This is a genomic window from Paenibacillus oenotherae, from assembly GCF_019443105.1.
Classification (GTDB): Bacteria; Bacillota; Bacilli; order Paenibacillales; family Paenibacillaceae; genus Paenibacillus_Z; species Paenibacillus_Z oenotherae.
Window position 1 is genome coordinate 76,009 of sequence record NZ_JAHZIJ010000019.1, and the last position, 26,925, is coordinate 102,933.

25 protein-coding genes and 1 pseudogene are annotated in these 26,925 nt (G+C 51.9%); 12 read left to right on the forward strand and 14 right to left on the reverse strand.

From position 1 onward, the window contains the following. The first annotated feature begins 209 nt into the window (after positions 1 to 209). The 9 genes from K0T92_RS20270 to K0T92_RS20310 all read left to right on the forward strand — a co-directional run bounded on the left by K0T92_RS20270 (position 210) and on the right by K0T92_RS20310 (position 9,480). Entirely contained in the window at positions 210 to 1,823 is a 1,614-nt protein-coding gene (locus K0T92_RS20270) for a sensor domain-containing diguanylate cyclase (RefSeq protein ID WP_219874302.1), read from the forward strand. A gap of 16 nt (positions 1,824 to 1,839) precedes the next feature. Beyond that, complete coding sequence (locus tag K0T92_RS20275) at positions 1,840 to 2,940, forward strand: hypothetical protein (RefSeq protein WP_219874303.1); 1,101 nt, start codon at positions 1,840 to 1,842, stop codon at positions 2,938 to 2,940. A 374-nt stretch (positions 2,941 to 3,314) separates the two neighbouring features. Then, on the forward strand, positions 3,315 to 3,821 hold the full coding sequence (locus tag K0T92_RS20280; RefSeq protein WP_219874304.1) for a hypothetical protein: 507 nt from the start codon (positions 3,315 to 3,317) through the stop codon (positions 3,819 to 3,821). A gap of 1 nt (position 3,822) precedes the next feature. Continuing rightward, the gene (locus K0T92_RS20285) at positions 3,823 to 4,485 is read left to right on the forward strand and encodes a PspA/IM30 family protein (RefSeq protein ID WP_219874305.1); all 663 of its coding nucleotides are present in this window, start codon (positions 3,823 to 3,825) and stop codon (positions 4,483 to 4,485) included. Positions 4,486 to 4,631: 146 nt separating this feature from the next. Further along, positions 4,632 to 6,188: a spore germination protein gene (locus K0T92_RS20290; protein WP_219874306.1), complete on the forward strand. Its 1,557-nt coding sequence runs from the start codon at positions 4,632 to 4,634 to the stop codon at positions 6,186 to 6,188. A 20-nt stretch (positions 6,189 to 6,208) separates the two neighbouring features. Then, positions 6,209 to 7,315: a GerAB/ArcD/ProY family transporter gene (locus K0T92_RS20295; RefSeq protein ID WP_219874307.1), complete on the forward strand. Its 1,107-nt coding sequence runs from the start codon at positions 6,209 to 6,211 to the stop codon at positions 7,313 to 7,315. Continuing rightward, a complete protein-coding gene (locus K0T92_RS20300; RefSeq protein WP_219874308.1) occupies positions 7,312 to 8,562 on the forward strand; it encodes a Ger(x)C family spore germination protein in 1,251 nt (416 codons plus the stop codon). Before K0T92_RS20295 ends, K0T92_RS20300 begins: the two co-directional genes overlap by 4 nt. A 24-nt stretch (positions 8,563 to 8,586) precedes the next feature. Further along, positions 8,587 to 8,811 (forward strand): hypothetical protein, encoded by a 225-nt coding sequence (locus K0T92_RS20305; RefSeq protein WP_219874309.1) that lies wholly within the window; start codon positions 8,587 to 8,589, stop codon positions 8,809 to 8,811. A 48-nt stretch (positions 8,812 to 8,859) separates the two neighbouring features. Further along, entirely contained in the window at positions 8,860 to 9,480 is a 621-nt protein-coding gene (locus K0T92_RS20310; RefSeq protein WP_219874310.1) for an NAD(P)-dependent oxidoreductase, read from the forward strand. A gap of 66 nt (positions 9,481 to 9,546) precedes the next feature. On the opposite strand, the gene K0T92_RS20315 is transcribed toward K0T92_RS20310, so the two are convergent. The 10 genes from K0T92_RS20315 to modA form a co-directional block, all read right to left on the reverse strand. Then, on the reverse strand, positions 9,547 to 10,974 hold the full coding sequence (locus tag K0T92_RS20315; protein ID WP_219874311.1) for an FMN-binding glutamate synthase family protein: 1,428 nt from the start codon (positions 10,972 to 10,974) through the stop codon (positions 9,547 to 9,549). After that, positions 10,961 to 11,236 (reverse strand): hypothetical protein, encoded by a 276-nt coding sequence (locus K0T92_RS20320; protein ID WP_219874312.1) that lies wholly within the window; start codon positions 11,234 to 11,236, stop codon positions 10,961 to 10,963. The genes K0T92_RS20315 and K0T92_RS20320 overlap by 14 nt, the downstream gene beginning before the upstream one ends. Before the next feature lie 88 nt (positions 11,237 to 11,324). Then, entirely contained in the window at positions 11,325 to 12,515 is a 1,191-nt protein-coding gene (locus K0T92_RS20325; RefSeq protein WP_219874313.1) for a Ger(x)C family spore germination protein, read from the reverse strand. Further along, complete coding sequence (locus K0T92_RS20330; protein ID WP_219874314.1) at positions 12,499 to 13,602, reverse strand: spore germination protein; 1,104 nt, start codon at positions 13,600 to 13,602, stop codon at positions 12,499 to 12,501. Before K0T92_RS20330 ends, K0T92_RS20325 begins: the two co-directional genes overlap by 17 nt. A gap of 13 nt (positions 13,603 to 13,615) precedes the next feature. Beyond that, positions 13,616 to 15,151, reverse strand: coding sequence for a spore germination protein (locus K0T92_RS20335; RefSeq protein WP_219874315.1), 1,536 nt, complete (start codon positions 15,149 to 15,151; stop codon positions 13,616 to 13,618). Further along, a complete protein-coding gene (locus K0T92_RS25345; protein ID WP_281423174.1) occupies positions 15,148 to 15,282 on the reverse strand; it encodes a hypothetical protein in 135 nt (44 codons plus the stop codon). Before K0T92_RS25345 ends, K0T92_RS20335 begins: the two co-directional genes overlap by 4 nt. Positions 15,283 to 15,386: 104 nt before the next feature. Further along, positions 15,387 to 15,728, reverse strand: coding sequence for a YolD-like family protein (locus K0T92_RS20340; protein ID WP_219874316.1), 342 nt, complete (start codon positions 15,726 to 15,728; stop codon positions 15,387 to 15,389). A gap of 12 nt (positions 15,729 to 15,740) precedes the next feature. Further along, positions 15,741 to 17,003, reverse strand: a complete 1,263-nt coding sequence (locus K0T92_RS20345) for a DNA polymerase IV (protein ID WP_219874317.1) — start codon at positions 17,001 to 17,003, stop codon at positions 15,741 to 15,743. Further along, on the reverse strand, positions 16,993 to 17,193 hold the full coding sequence (locus tag K0T92_RS20350; protein WP_219874318.1) for a hypothetical protein: 201 nt from the start codon (positions 17,191 to 17,193) through the stop codon (positions 16,993 to 16,995). The genes K0T92_RS20345 and K0T92_RS20350 overlap by 11 nt, the downstream gene beginning before the upstream one ends. Positions 17,194 to 17,904: 711 nt before the next feature. Continuing rightward, a complete protein-coding gene (modA, locus tag K0T92_RS20355) occupies positions 17,905 to 18,756 on the reverse strand; it encodes a molybdate ABC transporter substrate-binding protein (protein ID WP_219874319.1) in 852 nt (283 codons plus the stop codon). Positions 18,757 to 18,891: 135 nt separating this feature from the next. Here modA and K0T92_RS20360 point away from each other — a divergent pair, with 135 nt between their 5' ends. Continuing rightward, entirely contained in the window at positions 18,892 to 19,839 is a 948-nt protein-coding gene (locus K0T92_RS20360; RefSeq protein WP_219874320.1) for a helix-turn-helix transcriptional regulator, read from the forward strand. 354 nt (positions 19,840 to 20,193) lie between these two features. On the opposite strand, the gene K0T92_RS20365 is transcribed toward K0T92_RS20360, so the two are convergent. Further along, the gene (locus K0T92_RS20365; RefSeq protein WP_219874321.1) at positions 20,194 to 20,613 is read right to left on the reverse strand and encodes a MarR family winged helix-turn-helix transcriptional regulator; all 420 of its coding nucleotides are present in this window, start codon (positions 20,611 to 20,613) and stop codon (positions 20,194 to 20,196) included. A 303-nt stretch (positions 20,614 to 20,916) separates the two neighbouring features. Between K0T92_RS20365 and K0T92_RS20370 the strand changes: the two genes are divergently transcribed. Further along, positions 20,917 to 25,119 carry a bifunctional nitrate reductase/sulfite reductase flavoprotein subunit alpha gene (locus K0T92_RS20370; RefSeq protein ID WP_219874322.1) on the forward strand — a complete coding sequence of 1,401 codons (4,203 nt, stop codon included), beginning with the start codon at positions 20,917 to 20,919 and terminating at the stop codon, positions 25,117 to 25,119. Positions 25,120 to 25,178: 59 nt separating this feature from the next. On the opposite strand, the gene K0T92_RS20375 is transcribed toward K0T92_RS20370, so the two are convergent. The 3 genes from K0T92_RS20375 to K0T92_RS20385 are packed head-to-tail and all read right to left on the reverse strand — an operon-like array spanning position 25,179 to position 26,292. Further along, complete coding sequence (locus tag K0T92_RS20375) at positions 25,179 to 25,748, reverse strand: manganese catalase family protein (RefSeq protein WP_219874323.1); 570 nt, start codon at positions 25,746 to 25,748, stop codon at positions 25,179 to 25,181. A 60-nt stretch (positions 25,749 to 25,808) separates the two neighbouring features. Next, positions 25,809 to 26,072, reverse strand: a complete 264-nt coding sequence (locus tag K0T92_RS20380; protein ID WP_219874324.1) for a spore coat protein CotJB — start codon at positions 26,070 to 26,072, stop codon at positions 25,809 to 25,811. Beyond that, the gene (locus K0T92_RS20385; protein WP_219874334.1) at positions 26,065 to 26,292 is read right to left on the reverse strand and encodes a spore coat associated protein CotJA; all 228 of its coding nucleotides are present in this window, start codon (positions 26,290 to 26,292) and stop codon (positions 26,065 to 26,067) included. The genes K0T92_RS20380 and K0T92_RS20385 overlap by 8 nt, the downstream gene beginning before the upstream one ends. 507 nt (positions 26,293 to 26,799) lie before the next feature. On the opposite strand from K0T92_RS20385, the pseudogene K0T92_RS25695 reads away from it, so the two are divergent. Then, positions 26,800 to 26,925, forward strand: a pseudogene (locus K0T92_RS25695) (IS256 family transposase); the annotation flags it as partial.

Here is a 26,925-nt window from a genome sequence, read left to right on the forward strand (position 1 = left end):
CAAAATGTACCGTCCATATTAGGTTAATGCTACCATACTGACCCTGTGTTGAAAAGCAATTTCCAGGACTAAAGACCCTCCCCTCTTGTCAAATTGACATCAATTTCATGTTCTCGGGACAGGAAAAGGCGTGAACAATGTCGAATTTTATTTCTGAATCATGGATCAGCATGAGAATAAGCTGCATTTACAACAAGGAGATTGCTATCATGCCAAAGCTTCGCAGCATATCAGAAAAAACATGGAGCAAGGTCAGCTTGACCACGCTGTTGACAGGACTGGCCTCTCTATCCGTTCTGTTGACCTCTACGATCCTGCTTACTGCCTCCTACCAGTCCAAGAAACAATCATTGATGGACACGACGCTTAGCCTCAATCTCTCCAATGCGAACAAAATGAGCCATACGGTGGATTCACTGTTCATTTCCATGCGGAACAGCCTGAAGTACAGCGCCAGCCTCTTCATGGCTATCGACGATATGGGAGAAGATGAGATTGACCGAAAGCTTGAGCTTATGCGCAATAGCAGCAATTATTTTAATTCCATCATTCTGGTGAATGAAAAGGGACTGGTAAGCAATGTATCTCCCCAGGCTGTCGGCACCAAGGGGAAATTCATCTCGGGCAAAGCGGCCCTGGAAGCCTTGGCGGCCAAGGAATCTTACGTCTCCGAGCCTTATACGACGTCTTCCACCGGACGTCTGATCGTGTTTATGAGCGAGCCGCTGTTTGACAAGCACGGTGTCTACAGGGGAGTCATCGGCGGCACGATCTACCTTCAGCAGAACAATGTGCTGCATATGATCTTCGGTGACACGGCAAGAGACGATGACGGCTCTTATTTCTACATGGTGGGATCGGACGGCCATCTGCTCTACCATCCTGACCAGGAGCGGCTGGGTGAGGATGTCACCGCCAACAAAGTCGTACAGAAGCTTATTCAAGGCCGAAGCGGACAGGAGCAGGTCGTCAATACGAAGGGAGTTCGCCTGCTGGCAGGGTACTCCACCGTTCCCGCCAACGGCTGGGGCGTTGTCGTCGTTTCGCCGTTCAGTGTCATGTATGAGCAATTGATCCGGCATATTATGACGATGCTGCTCTACACCCTGCTTCCTTTTGCAGTATTAATGGTGGCCGTTGTGCTGCTTGCGCGAGGATTGGCCAAGCCCTTCGTCTCCCTTGCGGATCTCGTCAGTCATATCGGAACCGACAAGTTCGAGCTGCCGGAGAGAAAGCAGCATTGGAACCGGGAGGCCGACTTGTTGACGGAGGCCATCTCGCTGGCATTAACCGATCTCAAGCGGCAAACGGACCAATTAACACTGGACGCCATCACCGATCCGCTGACAGGCTTGCTCAACCGCAGAACCTTTGAATCCATCATGCACGAATGGACGCAGGAGGGGACTCCCTTCTCCATCATCGTGCTCGATATCGACCGCTTCAAAGCCATTAATGACACCTACGGGCATCAAGCCGGGGATGAGGTGCTTAAGTATATTGCAGACACCGTTTCCTCCTCCGTCCGGCTCCAGGATGTATGCTGCCGCTATGGCGGCGAGGAGTTCGTCCTGCTGCTCCATCTCTGCTCAGCACAAGAAGCTCATATGGTCGCGGAGGGCATCCGTGCTTCGCTGATGAAGAGTACGAGTCCTGTCAGCAAGCCGATAACCGTATCGCTGGGCATTGCGCAATATCCGCTGCATTCCCCTTCCCCTGACGAGCTGTTCCGTCTCGCCGACCAAGCCTTGTACAAGGCAAAGGAGACTGGAAGAAACAGAGCCGTCATTGCAGATACAGTAGTCGCGCAGCGGAAGCTGTAACTTTTCGAGCTCCGAAATGCCTGCCAATGCGCAGGCTTTCTCTCGTTTACGCCTGCTGGAGGCGAAATACCTGCCTGCGCGCAGGCATTTTCGCCCTATTTGCCCCTGTCGGCCAATTCCGCCATATATTCCTGCACTTTCGCAGGTACTCTGCCCGCAACTGCCTCTATTACCCGAAATGCCTGCACTTTCGCAGGCTTTCTCTCGTTTACGCCTGCTGGAGGCGAAATACCTGCCTGCGCGCAGGCATTTTCGCCCTATTTGCCCCTGTCGGCCAATTCCGCCATATATTCCTGCACTTTCGCAGGTACTCTGCCCGCAACTGCCTCTATTACCCGAAATGCCTGCACTTTCGCAGGCTTTCTCTCGTTTACGCCTGCTGGAGGCGAAATACCTGCCTGCGCGCAGGCATTTTCGCCCTATTTGCCCCTGTCGGCCAATTCCGCCATATATTCCTGCACTTTCGCAGGTACTCTGCCCGCAACGGCCTCTATTACCCGAAATGCCTGCACTTTCGCAGGCTTTCTCTCGTCTACGCCTGCTGGAGGCGAAATGCCTGCCATTGCGCAGGCTTTCTCTCGTTCACGCCTGCTGTAGACGAATTGCCTGCAAACGCGCAGGCTTTCTCTCGTCTACGCCTGCTGGAGGCGAAATACCTGCCTGCGCGCAGGCATTTTCGCCCTATTTGCCCCTGCCGACCAATTCCGCCATATATTCCTGCACTTTCGCAGGCACTCTGCCTCCAACTGCCTTTATTACCCAAAATGCCTGCACTTTCGCAGGCTTTCTCTCGTCCCTGCCTGCTATAAACAAAATCCCTGCCGCAGGCTTTCTCTCGTTCACGCCTGCTGTAGACGAAATGCCTGCAAACGCGCAGGCTTTCTCTCGTCTACGCCTGCTGGAGGCGAAATACCTGCCTGCGCGCAGGCATTTTCGCCCTATTTGCCCCTGTCGGCCAATTCCGCCATATATTCCTGCACTTTCGCAGGAAACTCTGCCCGCAACTGCCTCTATTACCCGAAATGCCTGCACTTTCGCAGGCTTTCTCTCGTCCCTGCCTGCTGTAGACGAAATCCCTGCCATTGCGCAGGCTTTCTCTCGTTCACGCCTGCTGTAGACGAAATGCCTGCAAACGCGCAGGCTTTCTCTCGTCCCTGCCTGCTATAGGCGCAATGCCTGCCCACACGCAGGCTGCCTTCTATTTCTGCACAGAGGAATAAAGCTAGTGAATTAACGCCTGGATGCTCAACAAACGTTAAGCAAACGTTCAGCCCATGTTTAGTTTGACCTCATGCTGTATTCAGGTAGCGGCTTTATACTCGGATTTGTAGCACAATTTGTTGCACCGCTTGTTGCACCGTTTGTTGCACCAAATCTACCGGAAGGAGGATGAGCGGGTGGAGAAGATCAGCTGGCAGCAAGAAGTTACTAAGAGCTGTAATGGCTCCCGGCATAGAGCCGACTATTATGTATAGGAAGAGGTGAACGGCATTGAGAAAACAATATAGCACGATCAAATGGCTGATTGCCGGAGGTGTACTGGCTCTGCTGGGCTATCTCCTCTACCATATGCCATGGTTCCATTGGAATAACGGCCACGCTGTCCAAGAGAAATTTCGCACGATGAATGGACAAGCCCCCTTTTTCCGGCACGGATTCCGCGGTGAGCCTCCCGGTTTCCATCACTCCTTCCAATGGGGAGCGCTTCTAATAAAGCTTGGCCTGCTGCTCGCTGGCAGCCTGGTCTGGGCCAAGGCTAAAGGGCTCGCGAGATGGGCTGGCGGAATACTCGCAATTATCGTTCTGCTGTCCCTGTTCAACCCTCTCGTATGCGCATTAATTGCCGGAATCGTCTATTTGATTCGCAGAAGATTAAATAAATACGGACAGGCTGCGCAGCTTACGGAAGCCGTGCTGATCCCCCCGCTGGGACAGGACTACAACCGGGCTCATGCACTTGACGAATGGGAGAAAAACATCACCAAGGAGGATCATTAATATGAAAATTTTCGGACGAATGAAAGAAATTGCTGCAGCAGATATCCACCACATGCTGGATCGCTATGAAGATCCCATCAGTATGGCCAAGCAGTATATCCGCCAGCTGGAGGAACAAATCGAGAAGATCCATCACGCGCTTGCCGAGCAATATGCTGCTGAAAGGCAGAACGGCGCACTTATCACCAGAACGGAAGCCATCGTCAGCAAGCGGGCCCGTCAAGCCCGGCTGGCCGTGGACAGGCAGGAAGACAACATCGCCGAGTTGGCCCTGCAGGAGAAGCTCTACCATCAGCAAATGCTGAATACTTACGTCGAGCAGCAGGCTTTGATCCGCGAGCAGGCCTCCGCCTTGAAGGAGGAGCAGGCCAGATTGGCGGAAGCCCATAGGGAGCTGCAGAACAAGCTGTCTTTCTTAATCTCCAGAGCTCATGCAGCGCAGGCAATCGAGGCTGCTGCGGCGGCGATGCCGCCTTTTCAAAGGGATAAAATTATGCGCGGGTTTGCCCGGATGGAAGAAAAGGTATGGATATTGGAATCCAAAGCGAACGCTGCACGCAATGTGCAGCAATCCGCATACGGCACCCCCCATTCCCTCGATGTGCAGGAGGAAGTGCAGGCCGAGCTGCAGAAACTGAAAGAGGAAAGAAAAGCAATTTCATAGTATGGGCAGCAGGGAGCCGATTGCGTCGTGACGATGCATCGGCTCCCTGCTTTGCGCTGCGGCTGAACGGGCACATATACAAGGGGCTTTTTGGAAAAGCTAAACCTCACGCAACAATTCCATTATTCAGATGATGAGGTGCAGCTATGACAAAATCATTGCGTCGCTCCGGTAAGCCCTTACCGCTCCGCCGCCATTTGCAAGAGCATACCGAACCAGCAGCCGTTCATCCTTTGTCCTCTCATCTGCAAGACAATGTAGCAGCTCTGCACGCTATTTATGCTGAAGGCTCGGATGTTACATTCCACGCTTTCCAAATCAATCAGAAGATCGAAGCCGTCCTTATCTTTCGTTCCGAGCTATGCGATACCGCGCTGCTTGACCGCCAGATTCTTGGCCCGCTCATAACGGGCATCCCGGACAATTTGCCGCTCAACGCCGACACCCTTCATCGTATCGTGCCTGTATCCTCTTCCAAATTAGTAGGGACGCTTACGGAGGCCAGCCTGAATATCAGCAGCGGCCATCCGATTCTCATTGTTGAAGGCAGCTCAAGCGCTCTTACTTTCGGTCTGCCCAAATCCGAGCACCGCAATGTTGAGGAGCCGACGGCGGAATCCACCTTGCGCGGCCCCCGTGAAGGCTTCACGGAGAGCTTGACTGTCAATATCTCGCTGCTTCGCAAACGGATGAAGAATCCCAACTTCAAAATGAAAAGCATTTCTATCGGCCAATATACACACACCACGGTCAGACTGGCCTACCTGGAAGGAGTGACCGATCCCGCCATCGTTGCGGAAGCGATGCGCCGTCTTTCAGCCATTGAGACAGACGGCATTCTTGAAAGTGAATACATAGAGGAATGGATCTCCGACCAGCCCAAATCACCTTTTCCGCAAATGCTGTCTACGGAGCGTCCTGATGTGGTCTGCGCCAATTTGCTGGAGGGCCGGTTTGCACTGCTGATCGACGGTACGCCCTTCGCCCTTGTCGCTCCGGTAACTCTCTTCTCTATGCTCCAGTCGCCCGAGGATTATTACCAGCATTTTATGATGAGTATTTTCATTCGCTGGCTGCGCTATCTGTTCTACTTTTTGTCGCTGGTGCTGCCCTCGGCTTATGTAGCGATCACAACCTATCATCAAGAAATGATCCCTACCGTGCTGCTGCTGAGCGTAGCCAAGGCACGGGAGGAAATTCCCTTCCCGGCTCTGATTGAAGCGCTCATTATGGAGATCGCCTTTGAAGCGCTGCGGGAGGCGGGGGTTCGGCTGCCCAAGCAGGTCGGCGCCGCCGTCAGCATTGTAGGCGCCCTTATTATCGGACAGGCCGCCACAACTGCTGGCATCGTCTCTGCGCCCATGGTTATTATCGTCGCCATAACGGGCATCGCCTCCTTCATGATTCCCCGTTATTCCGCCGGTCTCGCATCGCGGCTGCTCCGATTTCCAATTATGCTGCTGGCAGGCACGCTGGGACTAACGGGAATGATGCTCGGAATGATGCTCATCGTCATTCACCTGTGCGGACTCCGTTCCTTCGGTGTGCCCTATCTCTCTCCGGTGACGCCAACCTCTTCCTCTGTGTGGAGAGATGTATTCTGGCGCTCACCTCCGGGAGCTAATCGAAATCAGTCCTCAAACCACCGCAGCAACCGCAAACCCGGCATGCCGATCATTGCCAGACAGGCAAACAAGAGATAACAGGAGGTGTACGACTTGCAATGATAGAAAAGGGAAAAATATCTCTGGCTCAAATGAATATTTTGATCTATCCCGCTATTCTCGCCACTTCGATCCTCTCCGTGCCCAGCATTACGATGGCTCATGCCGGACATGACATGTGGTTTACCCCCATCTGGGGCGCACTGGTTGGTTTTCTGACCGTATTCATAGCACTTGGGCTGAACAAGCTGTACCCGGAGCGCACGATGATCGAAGCGAGCACTGCTATATTGGGCTCTGTCCTGGGCAAAATATTCGGTCTGTTCTATATGCTGTACCTCCCCCATCTTACCGGAGTCATCATTCGCACCTATGGTGAATTCATCATCAGCAATGCCTTGCCCCACACCCCTATGTACGCCATCATGGGCACAATGGTGCTGGTCTGCGCGATCAATGTCCGCTCCGGCCTTGAGGTCATCGCACGCAGCGGCCAAATCTTCGTTGCGCTGTTTGTTATACTTGCTACGTTCCTGCTTGCATTATTAATCGGAGAACTTCATCCCGCCGAGTTTCTGCCCATTGGGGAAAAGGGGCTGCGGCCGTCGATTGTTGGAGCGCTGGCGCCTGCAGCCTGGTTAACGGAATTTATTCTCATTGCCTTCCTGCTTCCGTTCGTTCACAACCGGAGCAAGGTTGTCCGCAAGAGCATAATAGCCGTTCTATACGTCACGCTGTCGATGGTCGTCATCAATGTGGTCTGTCTGCTCCTCATGGGCGATATGACGACAAGCTTCGCCTACCCCGTGATGATCGCCGCCCGTTACATTACAATTGCCGACTTTATGCAGCATCTTGAAGCGTTTGTCATTGCGATCTGGATCTCCGGCATTTTCGTCAAAATCTCTGTCTTCTTATACGTCTACTCGCTGACCATCGCCCAGTGGCTTGGCATGAAGGATTACCGTCCAGTAGTGTTTCCGACAGCATTCCTATGCACGGTATTTGCCTACTGGATTGCCCGCGGCAAATCAGATATTAGCGGCATAATCAGCGCTTCAAGCAATCTTTATACACTGATCGCGCTGCTTATTCTGCCGAGTCTCCTGCTGGCAATCGGGATGATGAGGCAAAAAATATCGGGACAAGGAAAAGCTGCGCCATGATGGCCTGGATAGCTGGTTGCCGCAGCTGTGCCGCAGCATGGAGCAATGCTTGTCTGCTCCGATCCGCTGCACTGGCGCTTTCCTTCTCTCTAATCGCCGTTCTGTTGGCGGGCTGCTGGGACCGGACCGAAATCAATGACCTGGCCATCGTTCTTGCGGCAGGCATTGACAGCCCCGGTGAGGGGAAGGACTATCTTTTATCCGCTCAAGTTTTTGTTCCGCGCCAAAGCAGTGGTGGAAAAGCAGGCGGAAGCAGCGAAACCACTCCTGGTGGAGTCACAGTTGTTAAAAGTGCGACGGGCAGCAATCTGGCCGAGGCTATGATCCGGCTGCAGACCAAAATATCCCGCCATGTGTTCTGGGGACACTGTGAGACCGTCGTCATCGGGGAGAACGCCGCCAAGCGCGGGCTGCGCCAATATCTCGATTTCCTGCTGCGGTACGCCCAATTCCGTGAGCATGCTTACGTCTATATGAGCGAGCCGCCTGCCCGGGAAATATTGGCGCTGCTCCCGCCTCTGGAGCGCAGCTCGGCTGAAGCGCTGCGTGAGATGGGCAATTTGAAGCTCGGCGCGAAGGTGACGATCCTCGATCTGGCCAAGTCGATTGAGGGAGTCGGGCAATCGGCCGTGCTGTCCCGGCTCAGGATACTGCCCCCGGAGCAGGGAAGGGACAAGCTGGCTACCATGCCTTATATGAGGGGGATCGCGCTCTTCAGAAAGGATGCCTATATCCGCACTGTCACCGAGCCAATTAGCATAGGGGTGCTAATTATGCTGAATCAGCTGGAGAACTATGTGTTTACAGTAAAGCTTGGTGACAGCAAAGGCTTTGTTGCCATTAAGCCGCTCCAGATCCGCACCACAATGACTCCCCGCATTCAAAAGGGGGTGTGGAGCATGCATGTGCAGGTCGAGACTAAGGGCGATATCGTGCTGAACACGACCGATCTGGCGCTCCTTGCTCCCGATCAGGTGAAAGCCATCGAGCGATTGTGGAAGGAGAAAATGACCGGCATTATTCAAGCGTCCATAGATCTCGCGCAGAAGAAGCTGAAAACTGATTTCTACGGCTACGCTGCCGCTTTCCGCCGCCACTATCCCAAGCAATGGAATGCCAGCCGCTCCAGATGGGAGAGCATCTACCCTGATGTTGAGACCAGTCTGCAAGTAAAGGTTCTCATTATGCGCTCGGGCAAATCAGAAAGCCCGCAGGGTGTACCGGAAGATACGATTATTCGCAAATAATTGGCGCGAGAGGAGCGATTCGTCATGAAATGGCTGGCTGCTGCAGGCCTTTGCCTGGTCACAGGCTTGATCATATGGGGTGAATACAGATCCGCCAAGGAGAGGAAGGCCAGGCTTGCCGTCGCCTTTATTGCATGCAGTGCGCTTGTGCTGGCCCTGATCCTGATCATTCATCCGGAACTGCCGGGGCCAACTGAATTTATGAACCTGATAGTCGGAGGCTTGTCCAGGCGGCTCGGGCTTGAATAAACCGGCAACACCACGCTAAGATAGAATAAAAAATGTGGGGGTGTGACGATGAAGCTGCTTCTACTAGGAGCAACAGGACGGGTGGGAAAAGAGGTTGCTGCACAGGCAATCGAGGACGGGCATCAGGTCACCTTGCTGGTTCGCAGCCCTGAGAAGCTTGATAACTCTTTCTCTGGCGCGACAGTCGTGCACGGTGATGCATGTGTGGAAAAGGATCTATTTCGGGCTGTCCTTGGCATGGACGCAGTCATAAGCGCATTAAGCACGGATGGCGGGTCTGTGCTAACCGACAGCACGCCCCTATTGATCGCGGCAATGCATGCCTGCGCAGTGAAGCGCGTAATCACAATAGGAACGGCTGGCATTCTTGACAGCAGGCGGCATCCCGGCTTGCTCCGTTATGAGACACCCGACTCCCGCCGCTCCTCTACCCGGGCGGCTGAGGAGCATCGACGGGTCTGGGAGCTGTTGTCGGCATCCGGCCTCGATTGGACCATCGTTTGTCCGACTTATTTGCCCTTAGGAGATCGTACGGGGGTTTACCGCGTGGAACGGGACTGCCTGCCCCTTGACGGATTGTCCATATCCGTTGCGGACACGGCCCAATTTGCATACAAGCAGCTGTGGGACAACAGCTACATCGGGGCACGGGCAGGCATCGCTTATTAATATTGAGGCATTATTCCAGGGAAGCTTGGGATTGACCGAAGCCTCCCTTACTTGGCAAGATTCACTCTAATTCGTCGTATAGCGTTCTGCGGATTCCGGTTCACTGATTTGACTTGGATGCGGCATGAATAAGGCGGACTCTGCTCCCGCTTGAATCCGCTCCTCCGGACCGGCCCAGCCCCACTGAATTCCGGTCGTCCGGGCTATATCGGCATCCATGGTGCATAAATCGCTTTTGGATAGTTCTGAAAGTGACGTTCTGCCGAGCGACTGAGCGACAAGCTCCATCTCCGTCACACTGGCGTTCAAATAACGCTGCAAGCTGAGGGCCGCCATATCTACATCCAGCTCGGAGGTCCGCTTGCCCGTATAGACAACCAAGCTTGTCGCCGCCTCGAATGGCGCCGATTTGACAACCTGCTCTCCTATAAGAGCCAGTATCGCGGCTGTTCCTATATAGACGGCATCCGCTCCCAGTGCCATCGCTTTTAACATGCTGCCAGGTGTAACCAGGCCTCCTGTCGCGATCAGGCTCACTTTGCCGGTCGCTCTTTTGCGCGCCAGAAACTGTGAGGCGCGAGTTATAGCAAACAAAGTGGGTAAGCCAACATCATCCTGCAGCGTTGGAGCACCCCCATGCGTACCTCCCTCTGCTCCATCCAGCGTCAAGAAATCCACCCCGGCTTCAAGCGCAACTTCAAGCTCTTTCTCCAGGTGATGCGTGGCGGCGATCTTCAGTCCGACCGGAACGCCGGTTTCATCTCTTAGACGTCTCACAAGCTGAATGAAATCGTCTGTCGTATTAACACCAGGGAGCCTGGAGTGAATAATTGCGGGCTCTCCTTCTTTTAATTCGAAGACTTCCCGATACTCCTCTCCGATGTTCTTGACCGAGGTGCGCTGCGAGGTGGAGCCTTGTGCTCCTTGGCCGAGCTGAATTTCAATCGCATCCAGCTGCTTGTATTTGTCGGGCGTATTCATCCACCCTCCACGATTATACTGGCCAATGAACAATCGGGCTGCTTCCCGCTCCTCCTTCATCAGCCCGGCTTCTCCCGAATTAGTGGCCGTTCCGACGGCTGTTGCTGCTTTGGCAAGGGCGAGCTTGGCACTCTTGCTCAAGGCGCCTCCGAACGACATGGCAGCAATCATAATCGGGATCGAGATCGTAAGCGGCTTTCTTGCGAGCGGTCCGATTGTGACCGATGTTCCAATGCCAAGCTGCTCCGGTGTCGGCATGCGGAACAAATGGACAGGGTTGAACAGCAGGCTCTCCCAGGGGGAGAAATGAATATAGCTTCCGAGCGGCCGGGGAACCGGCGTTCCTTGCGCTGACCGCATCAGAATCTCCATGAAGTTCGGAAAGCCGACTTTCCTCCCGACCGGAACCATCGCTGCCATATTCTCGGTATATTGATCCTTTATTAAGCGGGACAGTGCTTCATCCATGGCCTCATTCATGACGGAGCGGACCATGTTCTTAATGAATTTCATTGTCGGCTCCCCGATCCATGTTGCGTATCAAACCGTCAAGCTGCTGGGACATATTGAGACACATCTGTTTAATTGTACCGAGCTGGCGGGCAGCGCTTTGCTCCTCCACCGCAATGTCAATTAGCTCCTTCTGTTCAAAGTTCGTCAGCTTCTGGTAATGTTCACGTTCAACACTGGATAATGTTCCACTCATCGTTTCGATCCGGACTATCTCCGCATGCAGATAATGAAGCACCTGCTTCATATCATTGGTTTCAATCATGTCATGGTCTCCCTTCGGTTTCGTTCCCTTATAATTTGGCCTGTTTCCTTGAAAGCCATTCATTGGGGAACCTGCCTCCACTGTGACCCTAATTGATCAAACTACCAAACTCCGTTATTTTCAGCTGTACCTTGTAATGGATCGGAGATTGGCTGAATACCGAATCCCAGTCCTTCTTCACCGACTGCCACAATCGGGGATGCTCAATACGAACATGGCTGCCAAAGTCAGCGGCATCTACCCGGTACTGCTGCTGCATCTTCTTGATTGCTTGATCGATCAGCAGCCGAACCTTCTGCTCAAATATAGCTTCAAGCTGCTTCGTTGAAGGCCGATTGAATAGATTAGCATGGTTCCATAATTCGATTAATCGGCCTTCGGATTCGATATTCACATCAAACGACAGCTTCTCGCCGTCTGCACGGGATTTGATTGTGCTCTTCATCGACTTTATCTCATAGGCCATTGCCCTGCCGGAATCGCGGTCATAGGCTTTGACCAGCCCGCCTTTGCCGCTGCCTTTCAGCCAGACAATCCCTTTAAGCTCCCCTTCATTGAGATAACCGATAAGCTTCTTCGTTTTCCCCTTTATGACAGCAGCGCCTGAAAATTTGATTTCTCCCTGGGCGGACAAAACATTTTGCAGTATAAAGCTCGTCCCGGATTGCAGATAGCCCTGCAGCTTGGAAAGCGAGACTGCCGGAATAACTTCCAGTGTCCGATTCCGATTATCCATCATGCCAACCAGCCGAAAAGCGGGAATGCTGCCGGGGACCTTTGTCTCAAGCGTCTTCCTGGCCTCTCCTCTGCTCACCACTACATAGCAGCTTGGCCTGATATCATTGTCCCGATAAAAGAAGTCCAGCAAATCGTCCAGCCGATTAGCCCGTGCCAGCCCTCCGCTAATGACAACGATCTTCATATGATGACCGATAACAGGAAGATCTCTTCTTGAGGCGAACTCGCGAAAAATCTCGAATACAGAATCTCCAGTCCCTGCCGTATTCATGAACGGCTTCTGGTTGGCCTTCGCAGACTGGTCTCCACTGCTGGATGATTTGGATGAAATGATCTGGAGCGTTGCGGTAACCCTGTCCATGCTCTCATCTGTCGCGCCTTGCTCTCTCAATTGCTGCTCTTCAGCAGTCTCTCTGCCTTTATCCAGCGCGATTCCCACATAGACGCTTAAATCCTCGATCTCATTGCTGCTCCAGCAGCCGGTTAATAACAACAGCCACAGGATGACAACCACCCGTTTGAGATTAGGATACAATCCCATCCTTCTTTCCCGCCTTCCATTTGGACAGAATGAGCAGCAGCGGCGGAAGCAGGCCAAACAAGCAGAGAGCAGTAAGGCCCAGCACATCCCCGAGCTTGTTTAATTCCTTGAGACTGTGCGGAGCCATAGATAGTACATAGATAACAGGCAGCAGCACGTTAATGACGGATTTCAGATTCCTTCCGGTCAGCTGCGCAATGCCAAGAGCCGAGGCATAACAGGTTACAGTGAAGGTAGAATAAATCTGCATAATCCAGATGACGAGCAGGAAGGATTCGAAGCGCTCGAAGATGAGACCTGACAATTCGAAGCTGCGTATCAGATCCATTGTCGGCCATGTTCTCGTTACAACACCATCTACAGTCAATGCTCCAATCACCATAACTACAGTCGTGACATAGAACGCAGTCGGAATCAATGTCCCTACGATGACAGATTTGGCAGCTTTCTCGGGTGTTTTCATAAATGCCTGCAGAACGAGAAGGGTCTCGAAGCCGATAAAAGAGAGTATTGCCGGTTCGATTCCTTTAAGCACCGGTGTCACGCCTAATCCCAGCACCGGACGCAAATTGTGAATATCGAAGATGCCAAAGCTCAGAAACATCGTCAGAAAAAAGATAATGCCCGTGATCGGAAGTATGACCTCGCACAGACGGGCCAAGGCACCTGCTCCCCCGCGGATCAAATAGCCTCCTACCCACAAAAAGGGCATGATGATGGCCCAAGAGGGGGTTCCCTCTAACAGATAGAGCCCTGTCACCTCAGACAAAGCTCTAACCTCATAGGAGGCAACGAGCATAAAATAAAGAATAACTATCGCACTCAGAAATGCTCCAATCCATCTCCCGGTAATTCTGCTGACATATTGATAGAATGTCTGTCCCCTGTATCTCAGCCCTAATCTCACTATCACCATTCCAAGCAGAATGATAATGAATCCGCCTAGCATAATACTGATCCATACATCGGGCGTATGCGCCGCATTCACAGTTGTACGGGGAAGGGTGAGAATCCCTGCTCCGAGCATCGTATTAATAATGACGACTGCTACTTGGACCGGCGTTAAATAATCATTCTCATCCTTCATGCAGCTTCACCCCTTAGCCCTTCCGTTTCGTGTTCTTCGTATGGAGCAGCTTAGGCCTGCTTTTCATGAACGGAATAGGAGCACGAATGAAGAAGTCCTTCCAATCACTTATCCGGATGGATGAAGCAGGACTGGCATAAGGTACGCCGAAGCTCTTGAGCTTGACCATATGGCTGCAAAGCAGAAGGAAAAACAGCACAACGCCATATAATCCAAGCACAGCCGCACAGAACATAGCGATGAAGCGAAGCATCCGCAGCGTAATCCCTGCATTGTATTGAGGAATGGCAAAGGAGGAGATCGCCGTCACCGCTACCACGATAACAAGAATCGGACTGACGATGCCCGCTTGCACAGCGGCTTCACCGATGACCAGTCCTCCAACGATTCCCATAGCAGGCCCGATCGGCTTAGGCAAACGCAACCCCGCCTCCCTTAATATTTCAATGGAAACCTCCATAATCAACGCTTCCACCAGCGAGGAGAAAGGGACTCCTTCTCTCGTTCCAAGAATCGACATGGCAAGCTTCGTCGGAATTAATCCCGGATGAAATGAGATGAACGAAATATACAGCGCAGGTATAAGCAGTGAATTGATTGCAGCCAGCAGCCGGAGAAGACGAAAGAGCGTGCCCGAAATCCAGCGTTCAGCGTAATCTTCCGGAGATTGCAGCAGCATGCTGAACGTGACGGGAGCAATAAGCGCGAAGGGTGTTCCATCAAGCAGAATGCCAACCCTGCCTTCCATCAATGCGGCCATGACTCGATCCGGTCTCTCTGTGCTTTGAAGCTGTGGAAAGGGACTGAGATAATTATCCTCGATCAGTTGTTCCACATAACCGGATTCCTGAACCATATCGATATCGATCCCGGCTATTCTCCGCTTAATCTCCTCAACCAATTGCGGATTGGCGATCTCCTCCATATAAGCGATAACAAGCTCCTTCTTCACTCGCTTGCCGACCAGGAACCGCTCGACGCTCAACTCATCACATATGCCCTGCTGCCGCAAAATAGCGATATTATCGCTCAATAATTCGGTGAATCCGATTCTAGCCCCTCTTACGACCGCTTCGGACACCGGCTCTTCCAGCGATCTGGCCTTTCCTTGGACAGTTCCGAGAACGAGGACTTCCTTTGACCCGGCGATTAGAAGTGCGGTGCTGCCAGACAATACTGCGCTCATAACCTCCTGTACACGCGACTGTGCCGCCCATTCACTGACTGACAGAACTTTATTGATAAGGAATGAACCCGATACCGTTCCCTCCGCATAGGAGGCGTCCCCTTCATACCTTTCGGCAAAATCGGACATCAACGGCCGGATAATATTGTTCTGGATCTCGCTATTGTCCGACAGACTTTCTATGAAGACAATCGCTGCACGAATATCCGTATGACCGATATAAAGCTCACGAATGCGTGCATCAGAATGACGCTCGCAGCACTGCCCGACAATCCTCAGATCAAGCTCCATATCTCCTGTGAAGTGCTCCGACTTCGCCAGTTGATCCGATCCCGCTGCCCCGCCGGAATACCCCCTTGTCATCTATCTCTCCCCTGCTTGCTAATCCGGCCGTAGCAGCTCGATAAGACATAAGGAACCAGAAATACAATTGCAGCCTGCAGGAGCACTTCCCAGCCTGGAAGGTAAGCAACCAGTGTCCTCCACATCATCATACTACCTCCCGTCTGCCATTCCATTGCCCGCCCCGAAACATGCGTGCGACAGTTAGAATTTTCCCATGCCGCCCAATATTTATGCAGAAGAAAGCTTCATAGAGTCAGTATGAGAGCAAACTGGCTCCCTCGATCTTGGAAAAAGCAAACCATTCCCCGTCCACCATAAATCTTCTGCCCAATGGATCAAGTCGTGACACAATACCGACAACGTATAAATCCTCATTCTCGTCGAATAGCTTGATCTGAATCGCAATCAGGTGCTGCATAGATTGTTGGAACAGGAATGAAATCTGTTCCCATTCATCACCGCTTAATTCGACCTGCCGCCGCTGCAGCAATTCATTCTGATGCCCGTTAAGCCCCAGCTTGTGCTCGGGAAGCATCATGCGGCTGCCTTCCCACAGCCAGTTGCCGCCGGGCGTTAATTTTCTCAAGTCTCCCATGATGCCGCCCCTTTACCTGTAATGTCCGCCGAGCTTGCTTGCCCTGTCAACAGCCTGTCCAGCCTTTGACTTGGACGCGGCGCGAATAATAATATCGTCTCCGTACTTGTCTTTGAGGCTGTCTGTTGCAGCCTCCAATGCTCCAAGACGCTCCCTGTGGTCATCCAGTATCAATTGATATTGTCCATCTTCCTGAAAGCCTGACAAGGAGAGCCCGACTCTGCGCACCGGCGAACCATCCCAATAGCGATCAAACAATTGAAGGGCGTACTGGTAGAGATCATTCGTCACATACGTAGAATACGGCAGCGTCATCTGGCGGTTAAAGCCTGTTGACCGTTTGAAGCCAGCGCCATAGCATCCTAATGAGAGCGTTCGCCCCAGCCTGTCGATGGATCTGCAGCGCCTTCCCACCAGTTCGCATAATTCGAGAATAATGACCTTGATCTCATCTCGCGCAGCATATTCCCGCGGGAGCGTCATCATATGTCCAACTGACTTCTCACCCGCATGCTTGCCGGTTATAACCGGTGAATCGTCGATTCCGTTGGCAATTCTCCAGCATACCTCAGCTTGCACATCGGCGTTCCTGCCGAACCTTGCACGCAGCTTGCGCTTTAGCTCCTGAAGCGGCATTCGGGCGAGGTCACCCATCGTATGAATGCCCATCCTGAGGAAATGATTCGCCATTCGATTGCCGACCATAAACATGCGCCCTATCGGAAGCTGCCAGAGGGAATCTCCCAGCCCTTCACGTTCCAGCACATAAATGCCACTCTCGTTCTTTTTCGCGTAATTATCGCATGCCAGCTTGGCCAGAACCTTGCAATCGCTAATACCGAACCGGGTATAGACACCTGTGACGGCCAGGATATGCTGCTGTATCTTATGGGCGGTCATGCGTGCGTCTCCGAATAAGTGCAGCGTGCCTGTTACATCGATAAATTGCTCGTCGATCGAATAAGGCTCTACAAGGTCGGAGTAAGTTTCATAAATCTTCGTAATCTGAAGGGACACGTCAATGTACAGCTGCATGCGGGGTTTTACAATGACCAGATCGGGGCATTTGCCAAGTGCATCGCCAAGCCGCCCGGCGGTTGCAATCCCTCTGGCTTTCGCCAGCGGACATGCGGCAAGTATAAGTCCTGAGCGGCGTTCCGAATCGCCAGCTACCACGACCGGTTTATGCGCCAAAGCGGGATTCGCCGCCTTCTCCACTGATGCATAGAATGACTCGCAGTCCGCAAGGAAGATCGTCCGATTGTCAGCCGGCATTCTTGCTCACCAGATTGACAGCCAAAATGCCGCTCAGCCGAAAGGTTCGGGGCGCATTCGTTCTCAGGCACCGAGCTGTCACTATGCCATTGCGAATCCCACGCACTTCAATATGACGCTTCGTAAATTTGCCCGTCCGATCCTCATATATGACTTCAACTACCCGCCCTGCATACTTTTCATCAAGCATGAGGAACATCTCCTTAAATGCGAATGTATGTTCTGTTATTATAAGCGAATGTATGTTCGTTTATCAACAGAAAAATGATTAATCTGTCACTGCTGATCGGGGAATTAGGTCGGCAGAATAGCAAATGAGGCTGTCCGAATAGTCCAATATCCAAGGAGTCAGTCCCAAAAGATGTGAAAAGATGCCTCGAAAACCACTCTAAAAGCTAAAAGAGGGGCTGGAAACATCTTTTTCATCCTATAGGGCGTCTTAGCGGGGACTCTGAAATCATTAAACAACTGTTCTGGGGGTGGGGGCACCCCCTACTCCGACTGTTTTTGAAGGGGGAGTGACGGAGCAAGAAGCCTGCGAATGTGCATGAATTTCGGTTAGAAGACGCCATAATGATGAAATTCCTGCGATGAAGCATGAATGTGAGAAGAAATCGGCCGTTAAGGGGAAATGAAGGTGAAATACCTGCGCTCTGGCAGGCATTTCACCTTCATGGGGTCAGAAACGAGAACATTAATGCCGTTTCGCATGTTTCGCCTGGCTCGCATGTCGTATCTCGTTTGTCTCGGCGTTTGAATGACGGATCGTCCTCTGGCGAGGAGTACGTGAACAGTCCCATGGCCGCAGGCCTTCCACATCGTACAGCTTCTTAAAGTGGGAGCTGAGATTTCCAAAAAAGGACTTTTTAGAAATCTCAGCTCCATTTTCTATGTCGATTTATCATTTCGGGATTGTGAACCCGTATTTAAGAAATACATCCAGCGCTTCTTTGGTTCCTAGAAAATTGTAAAATTCCTCCGCCTCTCCGGCATGCTTTGTAGCCTCCACGATACCGACAGGATATTTCACAGGCGTATAAGCGCTCTGGTCGACTGTAAACGCAATTTTCACTTTTGACGTGGTCAAGGCGTCCGTTTTGTACACAAACCCTGCATCCGCATTGCCTGTTTCTACATATTGCAGCACTTGGCGAACGTCTTTGGCTTGTACCATTTTCGGCTGCAGCTCGTCCCATAACTGAACATTAGTCAGCGCTTCTTTCGCATAATTTCCGGCAGGCACGCTCTCTGGAATGCCGATGGCGACTATTTTCACATCATCCTTCTTCAAATCCTGTTCATTTCCAATGCCCGCCGCTCCATCAGAAGGCATGACAACAACAAGCTCGTTAGACAACAGGTTGCGCTGCTTGTCGGCATGAATCAATTCCCCCTCTACCAACGCCTTCATATTCTTGGATGATGCGGAGAAGAACAAATCCGCCGGAGCTCCTTGCTCGATCTGCTTCTGCAGCGCTCCCGATGCTCCAAAATTATAAACAAGCTTAATGTTCTTATGGCTTGCTTCATACAGAGTCTGAATCTCCTTCAAAGCATCCGTCAAGCTTGCCGCTGCCGAGACGGTCAGTTCAACTGTTTCCGCTGGCGTCTCGTTCCCTTGCGCCTCAGCCTGTGATTGTGCCGGGGGCGTTGTTTGCGAATTCGAATTCGTACCCGCACCGCATGCGCCCAATAGAAGCGACAAGATCAAGATAATCGATACCAGCATACTGCTTTTCATAAATTTAAACATGATGTTCCCTCCGTCTATATATGTTCTTCAGCTAAACGCAATTCTAACTGCAACGCCCTGTGTTAACGCTAACAATATCAGGTGTGATACAATATAAAGAGATTTTTCGTTGATCCTTCTACCAGGAGGTATAAGATGTCCGAGGATATATCCTATACAGCAGAAGAAATTTCCAAGCTATTAAAGATTTCCAAGCTCACCGTTTACGATTTGATCAAAAAAGGCGAGCTCCCCTCCTATCGGGTGGGCAAACAAATGCGGGTCGATGCCTCTGATCTGAATGCGTACAAGCTCAAAAGCAAGGGAGTTCCGCCCCAGGCTCAATCAGAGCATCCAGCTCCCGCCGTCACCTCTGCAACCTCGGTTAATCATGGCATCCGTCCGCTTGTTATTACAGGCCAGGACATTAGTCTAGACATATTGGCCAAGCATCTGGAGAAACATGCGGCCGGCGTCAGGCCATTGCGGTCTCATGTCGGCAGTCTCGACAGCCTGATCAGCATGTACTCGGGCCAATCGGATATTGTCAGCACTCATCTGCTGGACGGCGATACCGGCGAGTACAACCTGCCCTATATTCGCAAGCTGTTTGTCGGTTCCTCCTATATGGTCGTCAATCTGCTTGCCAGAAGCGCCGGATTGGTTGTCGCACAAGGGAATCCGCATAACATTAAAGGCTGGGCCGACTTAAGCCGCAGCCAGCTGCGTATTGTTAACCGGGAGAGGGGCTCAGGCGCCCGAGTGCTGCTTGATGAACAGCTCCGGCTTCACGGCATCAAACCGAACCAGCTTCATGGCTATGACCATGTGCTCACCAATCATCTGTCTGTAGCTGCCAAAGTAGCTTCCGGCGAAGCTGATATTGGCGTAGGCATCGAGAAAGCAGTGTCCATTGTCGGCAATGTCGAATTTCTGCCCCTGATTCAAGAAAGCTATGACCTCGTTGTGATCAAAAAACCGGACAATCAATCCTGGATACGCTCCCTTATGGCCGTTCTTCATTCCGAGGATTTCATACAGGAGCTTACAGCAATTGCAGGTTATGATCTGTCCCGAACAGGACAAATTTTGTACGAAACCTGAACGTTATGCCTCCACAGCAATGATTCTTATCCTTACGGGGATGCTCGTCTGTTATATGGCCCTAAGGGGCCATTGTCCGTTTTACCCCGCCGGCGTTAATCCCCTCCCTCAAGTCACGACGATTAGAGCTGCATCCCCATCGTGTACAAGCATAATTTACAATAAACTCATCAAAAAAATGATTAACCAATTATATCTAAACATAATCATTTATACTTAAATATATATCGTTCTGCGATAAAGTCAATACTGATGTTATATTTAATAACATAACAAAAAACCTCTTCGGCTATCGAAGAGGCCGATGGATAGGAATGAATCCGTTAAGGCTCGAGTATTGCAGCGGCTCCGAAGTTAATCCTGTTCCCGTGGAATGGGGTCGTACCGAAACTCCAGCAGCCCCGCTCTCATTAATTCATCCCGATGAATTTCGGATAATTCCTCAAGAATACCCATTCCGTAATCGGTGAGTCGAATAAAAATACTGCGGCCATCTTCCGGATTAGGAAGTCGCTGCACCAGCTTCAATTCTTCACAGCGTTTAATAAGCTCCACGCAAGCATGACGGGTAATTTGCAGACGCTCGGCAAGCTCTTTCGGCGTAGCCTGCTCCCGACCCGAGAACCCCATAATAGAAAGCATGAGCTGATGGTATTGAGGAGTCAGTCCCTTCACCCGCGCCGCTTCCTCGCTGAACCTGATAAATTTGCGAATACGATATCGAAAGAGAGCCAATTGCTCATACACATGCTTCGGCAAACGCTCATCAGCCATGTCTCCAACTCCTTGCAGCATAATAATTTCAGTGTACCGCATACCAAGAAAGAGGACAATTACCCTAAACCTGACATAGAACGAAAGATATTTCCGAATAAAAGAAGGGGATCCAGCGACAATATCCTATTCCGCTATTTTTATGTCATTTTACCTAACATAAAGTATTGACTTCAATCGTAGTGCGATATATATTAAGCATAATCAGTTATGTTTAGTTATGTTTGGTTATAACCCATTTCTCGCCATCCTTCGATCAATCAAATCCATTCGTGCTATGCACGTCAATGCTGGTGAACAAACATGTCAACTAAAAAAATTAAAAGTGTCTGCCCTTACTGCGGCGTCGGCTGCGGCATCGTACTCGAAGTGTCCGGCAATCGCGTAGTGAAAGCTGCTGGCGACAAGGAGCATCCGACCAATTTCGGAAGACTATGTACAAAAGGCAGCACCTGTGCTCAAGCGATCGCTGAATCCGGGCGGATGGAATACGCTTATAGACGTCCAGCGCGCAACGGCGAACCGGTACAAACCTCAGCAGATCAAGCCATCAGCGAAACGGCGCTGAGACTGCGTGCCATCCTTGATCAACATGGCCCTGACGCTCTATCCTTTTATGTCTCAGGCCAGATGTCATTGGAAGCGCAGTATCTCATCAATAAACTGGCCAAAGGCTTCGTTCGCACGAATAACATTGAGTCCAATTCACGATTGTGCATGGCGAGCGCAGGCAGCGGCTACAAGCTGTCGCTTGGCGCCGACGGACCTCCCGGTTCTTATCAGGACATGGATCATACCGACTTGTTTTTCGTCATTGGAGCAAATATGGCTGACTGTCATCCCATCCTATTCCTCCGGGTTATGGATCGGGTCAAAGCAGGAGCCAGGCTGATTGTTGTTGATCCGCGCCGCAGCGCGACCGCAGATAAGGCATCGCTCTTCTTGCAAATTACGCCCGGCACTGATCTCGCCCTTCTTAATGGCCTCTTGCATCTGATTGTCAAGAACGGACATACTGATCCGGCTTTCATCGCTGCATTCACATCGGGCTGGAAGAACATGCCCACCTTCCTGGAAAATTACCCGCCTGACAAGGTAGCCGGCATAACCGGCATCCCTGAAGCGGATATTCGCAAAGCCGCCGAGTGGATTGGCAAGTCTCCGGAGTGGATGAGCTGCTGGACGATGGGACTTAACCAGAGCACACACGGCACATGGCACACCAATGCCATCTGCAACCTGCATCTGGCTACAGGCGCCATATGCCGCCCCGGCAGCGGCCCCTTCTCGCTAACCGGCCAGCCCAATGCAATGGGCGGCCGAGAGATGGGATATATGGGCCCGGGGCTTCCCGGACAGCGTTCGGTGCTCGTCGAATCCGAGCGCACCTTTATTGAGGAGCTGTGGAAAGTCCCCCCTGGCACTCTTAGAACCGAGCTAGGCTCCGGAACAATCTCCATGTTCCAAAGCATGCAGGCCGGAGAGATTAAAGCATGCTGGATTATTTGCACCAATCCCGTTGCAACTGTCCCGAACCGCCAGAACGTCATTGCAGCTCTGCAGGCAGCCGAGCTCGTCATAACACAAGATGCTTTCTTCGATACCGAGACCAACCGATATGCCGATATTATGCTCCCTGGCGCGTTGTGGTCAGAGGCCGAAGGGGTCATGATCAATTCCGAGCGGAACCTGACTTTGATGCAGAAAGCGGTTGATCCTCCCGGAGAGGCACTGCCGGACTGGCAGATCATCGCCCGAGTCGCCTGCGAAATGGGCTATGCCTCCGCTTTCTCCTACAATTCTTCGGCCGAGGTCTACCTTGAGATTCAGCAGGCTTGGAACCCGAAGACCGGTTACGACATTCGCGGCGCTACCTATGAACGTCTGCTCCAGACGCCGATGCAATGGCCCTGTGCTCCAGATAGCGAAAATGATCGGAATCCAATTCGCTATTTGAACAATGGAGCTAGCCAGACATTAAAGGAGAATCCGGACGGCAGCCGCCCGCGAATCGTCTTTCCGACCGAAAGCGGAAAGGGCATTTTCCTCGCCCGACCGTTCTTGCCGCCTGCGGAGATGCCGGATAAGGAGTTTCCTTTCGTATTGAACACCGGCCGCTTGCAGCATCAGTGGCACACCCTGACCAAGACTGGGAAGATACCGACTTTAAACAAGCTAAACCCGGGCCCTTTTATCGAAATTCATCCTGAAGATGCGGAGATGCTCGGCGTTAGCGAAGGGCAGCGCATAGAAATCCGCTCACGGCGCGGTCTCGCCGTTCTGCCTGCGGCAGTTACCGACAGGGTACGGCCTGGCAATTGCTTCGCTCCTTTTCATTGGAATGACGTATTTGGCGAGAAGCTGGCGATCAATGCCGTCACCAACGACGCGATCGATCCGATATCCCTTCAACCCGAATTCAAATATTGCGCAATTTCGCTTACTCCCGTTACTGAGCAGCCAATAAGGGAACATTCACCGCCGCAGCAGGATGAAACCAAGGCTCACATTCATGCTGACGAAGCGGTCGTCAAACAGAAGGAGGCCGTGTACATGGCACAAATCGACACGTTTGCAAACATGCTGGGTATTCCATCCTCATCGACGATGACGTTGGATAACCATGAGAAAATTTATCTCGCTGGCTTCATAACCAGTCTGCGCGCCGAGGAATCACGGCCCGCTCCTGGCATTCCGGTACTGCCGCCCACCGCTCCCCTTGAGCCGGCCAAACGTTTTTGGCTGGATGGCATGCTGGCCGGACTATTCTCCCGCACCTATCTGCAAGGCGCAGAATTGCTGCCAGCTCCTGCGCTGCCCATACGGCCAGCAGAAACCGAGGCGTCCGTTTCGTCTTCTCCAGAAGAAGCGCAGGGAGCAGCCAAACCGGCAGTTACTATTCTTTGGGCGTCACAGACCGGAAATGCGGAAGGGGTGGCAAACGGCTGTGCGCAAAAATTACAGCAGTCCGGTTACGGTATCCGGCTTGTAAGCATGAATGCTTATCCCATCGCAGAACTGGCCACAGAACGATATGTCCTGTTCATAACAAGCACCTTCGGAGCCGGTGATCCGCCAGATAATGGCGAGAGTTTCTGGAAATCCCTGCAAGATGACAACACGCCGAGGCTGCCTGAGCTCCGCTATGCCGTGCTCGCTTTCGGAGATTCCAGCTATGATCCCTTCTGCGGATTCGGCCGCAATCTGGATGCCCGGCTTGAGCAGCTTGGCGCGCAGCGGCTTCTGGATCGCAGCGATTGCGATACCGATTATGAAGAGAAGGCCAGTGCATGGCTTGCTGCATCCGAGAAGGCGCTCGATAATGCGATTCGAGAGACTGAATCATCTGCCGCTGCTGCTGCGGATCAGATCGCAGAGACTAAGGTTTATGACCGCCATAATCCGCTGCTCACACATGTCGCCGCCAGCCGGCATTTAAATAAAGAAGGCTCAGAGAAAGAGGTGCGCCACTACGTCTTCGACCTCAAAAACAGCGGTTTGCAATACGAAGCCGGCGATGCTCTGGGCATATGGCCAACCAACTGCCCGGATCTCGTGGAAGAGATACTAGCAGCAGCCAAGCTCAATCCGCTCGACCGCGTCACGATTAAAGAACGCGGGGAGATGAGCCTCAGCGAAGCATTGCTCCGGCATTTCGAGATTGCCCGCATAACCCCGGCGATACTTCAATTCGTTCAGGAGCGCTCGAATAACGAGGAGCTTGCCAACCTACTCCGAAGCGAGAATAAAGCGCAGTTAAAAAAATGGCTGTGGGGACGGCAACTGGCTGACCTGCTGCTGCAGTTCCCGTTGTCCGTTAGCGCGGAGGATTTTATCGGCATACTCAAGCCCTTGCAGCATCGCTTATATTCCATTTCCTCAAGCCCGAAAGCCTGTCCGGACGAGGTTCATATTACAGTTTCAACCGTCCGTTACCAGCATGATGGCAAACTTAGAAAAGGGGTCTGCTCCGCTTTCCTCGTAGATCGGGCGGAGAATTATACCGAGATCCCTGTCTTCATCCAGAAGTCTGCACATTTCCGCCTTCCCGCTAATTCCGATGTATCGATCATTATGGTGGGGGCAGGCACTGGAATCGGGCCATTTCGCGGGTTCCTTCAAGAACGTCAGGCAACCGGAGCAAAGGGGAGAAACTGGCTCCTCTTCGGCGAACAAAGAGCTGCGTTGGATTTCTACTTTAAGGATGAGCTGGAAACTATGCAAAGAGACGGGTACCTGCACCGCCTGGATACCGCCTTCTCCCGGGATCAGCCGGAGAAAATATACGTTCAGCATCGAATGATGGAACAAGGAGCCGAGTTGTGGGAATGGATCAAAGGGGGCGCCCATTTTTATATTTGCGGTGACGCAAGCAAGCTGGCCAAGGAGGTGGATGCCACACTGAAAAAGATTATTGGGCAGCATAGCGGAATGAATCCCGCCGAAGCGGAGGCCTATGTGAAGGAAATGGCACAATCCAAGAGATACGCACGGGATGTATATTAGAAATGCCGCAATAAAGGGCTGACTGCGTTACAAGCACGACGCAATCAGCCCTTTATTCATTAATATATTTTCTTCGTATCCCGATCCGCCTTGATGATCTCGACCGCTTCCTTAAACCGCATCGCATGCACAATCTCCCGCTCTCGCAGAAACTTCAAGCTGTCCTGCAGATCTACGTCATCGGTCATATCGATAATCCATTGATAGGTCGCCCGCGCCTTCTCCTCAGCAGCAATATCCTCGTAGAGATCGGCGAGCGGATCGCCCTTGGAGGCAATGTATGCGGCAGTCCACGGGACGCCAGCAGCATTATTGTAATACAGCGCGCTGTCATGATTGGCATAATGCTCTCCTAATCCGGCTTCCTGCAGCTGCTGGGGCGTTGCGTCCTTCGTCAGCTTGTAGATCATTGTGGCAATCATTTCCAGATGAGCGAATTCTTCCGTTCCAATATCTGTCAATAAACCCACAACCTTATCCGGTATCGTATACCGCTGGTTCAAATACCGCAGAGCCGCTGACAGCTCTCCATCCGCTCCGCCATACTGCTCGACCAAATATTTTGCCGTACGCGGACAACACTTGCTCACTCGAACAGGGTACTGCAGCTTCTTCTCATAAATCCACATTCGTGTCCATCCCTCCCGTACCCGCTTCTATGTTCTTAACTATCATGTGCTACACCTGACCTACACCTGCCAAGGCCAAGGGGTCTCTATCCATTGCCACGGATATTTGGAGTAGCTATGTCCAAATTGCAATAGCGGCCCATACTGCATCTCGAATTGATGGGCGCACTGCTGCCGCTGCTGTGCGAGTTGATTAAACTGCTGAATCGCCTGCAGATCATTCGGATGTGTATCCAAATACAGCGTCAGCTCAACGAGTGCAAAATCAAGCTGCTGCAGCTCAAGGAGCTTGCTGTAATAATTCGCATCCAGCTTCTTATTCATTGCCTGCCCCCTTGCCGCATTTCGATTCATAAGGGCTGTACAAAGCAGGCCATAATGTGCCCAGCCTGAGCGCCTCTTGAAGCGAGAATTGCTGTAAACCCATCGGCTGAAACGGGATATATTGATTCGGCGGCACATAATAAGATTTCACATAAATCGGCGGGCATGGATCAAACGGGCCGACAAACGGATACCAATCACGCGTTTGCTTGTTCACCATCACCAGTCGTTTCCCTCCTCGGTCATCGGACTTCTCATTCCTCATCCTATGATATTCGCCCAGTATTGGTTCTATAATGTTTATTCTCCTCCAAGCGGAAATAGAAGGCCGACCACCCGCTATCCGCAAAACAGTTTACCACGGCCTGTACAGTGGGACGGCTTTACCGGAACCGCGACCATCCCTGCTAGAATGCCGATCTATGCCACCTGGAACGACTAGCGTTCCGCCGGACCGCGAGCATCCCTGCAAAAACGCCGATCTATGCCACTTGGCCCGACTAGCGTTCCGCCAGAACCGCGAGCATCCCTGCAAAAACGCCGATCTATGCCACCTGGCCCGACTAGCGTTCCGTCGGAACCGCGAGCATCCCTGCAAAAAAGCAGGCTTTTCTCCCGCTCTAGGATGACGTACAATAGTTTGTGTACCAAGATTTGGCCCCTTAACAGGGAACAAAAAAGTAGAGTATCCTCGGGGTTACCACGCACCAAGAAGGGACTCTACTCCATGACTATAATAGCAGAAAACCAGCTCACAAACCTATTTGAAAATCTTGTCACTCAGTTTGTAAAAGAAAACCTGGAATCCATTATGAAGGCGGAGATCAAACACTTCATGGAGGATGAAACGAAC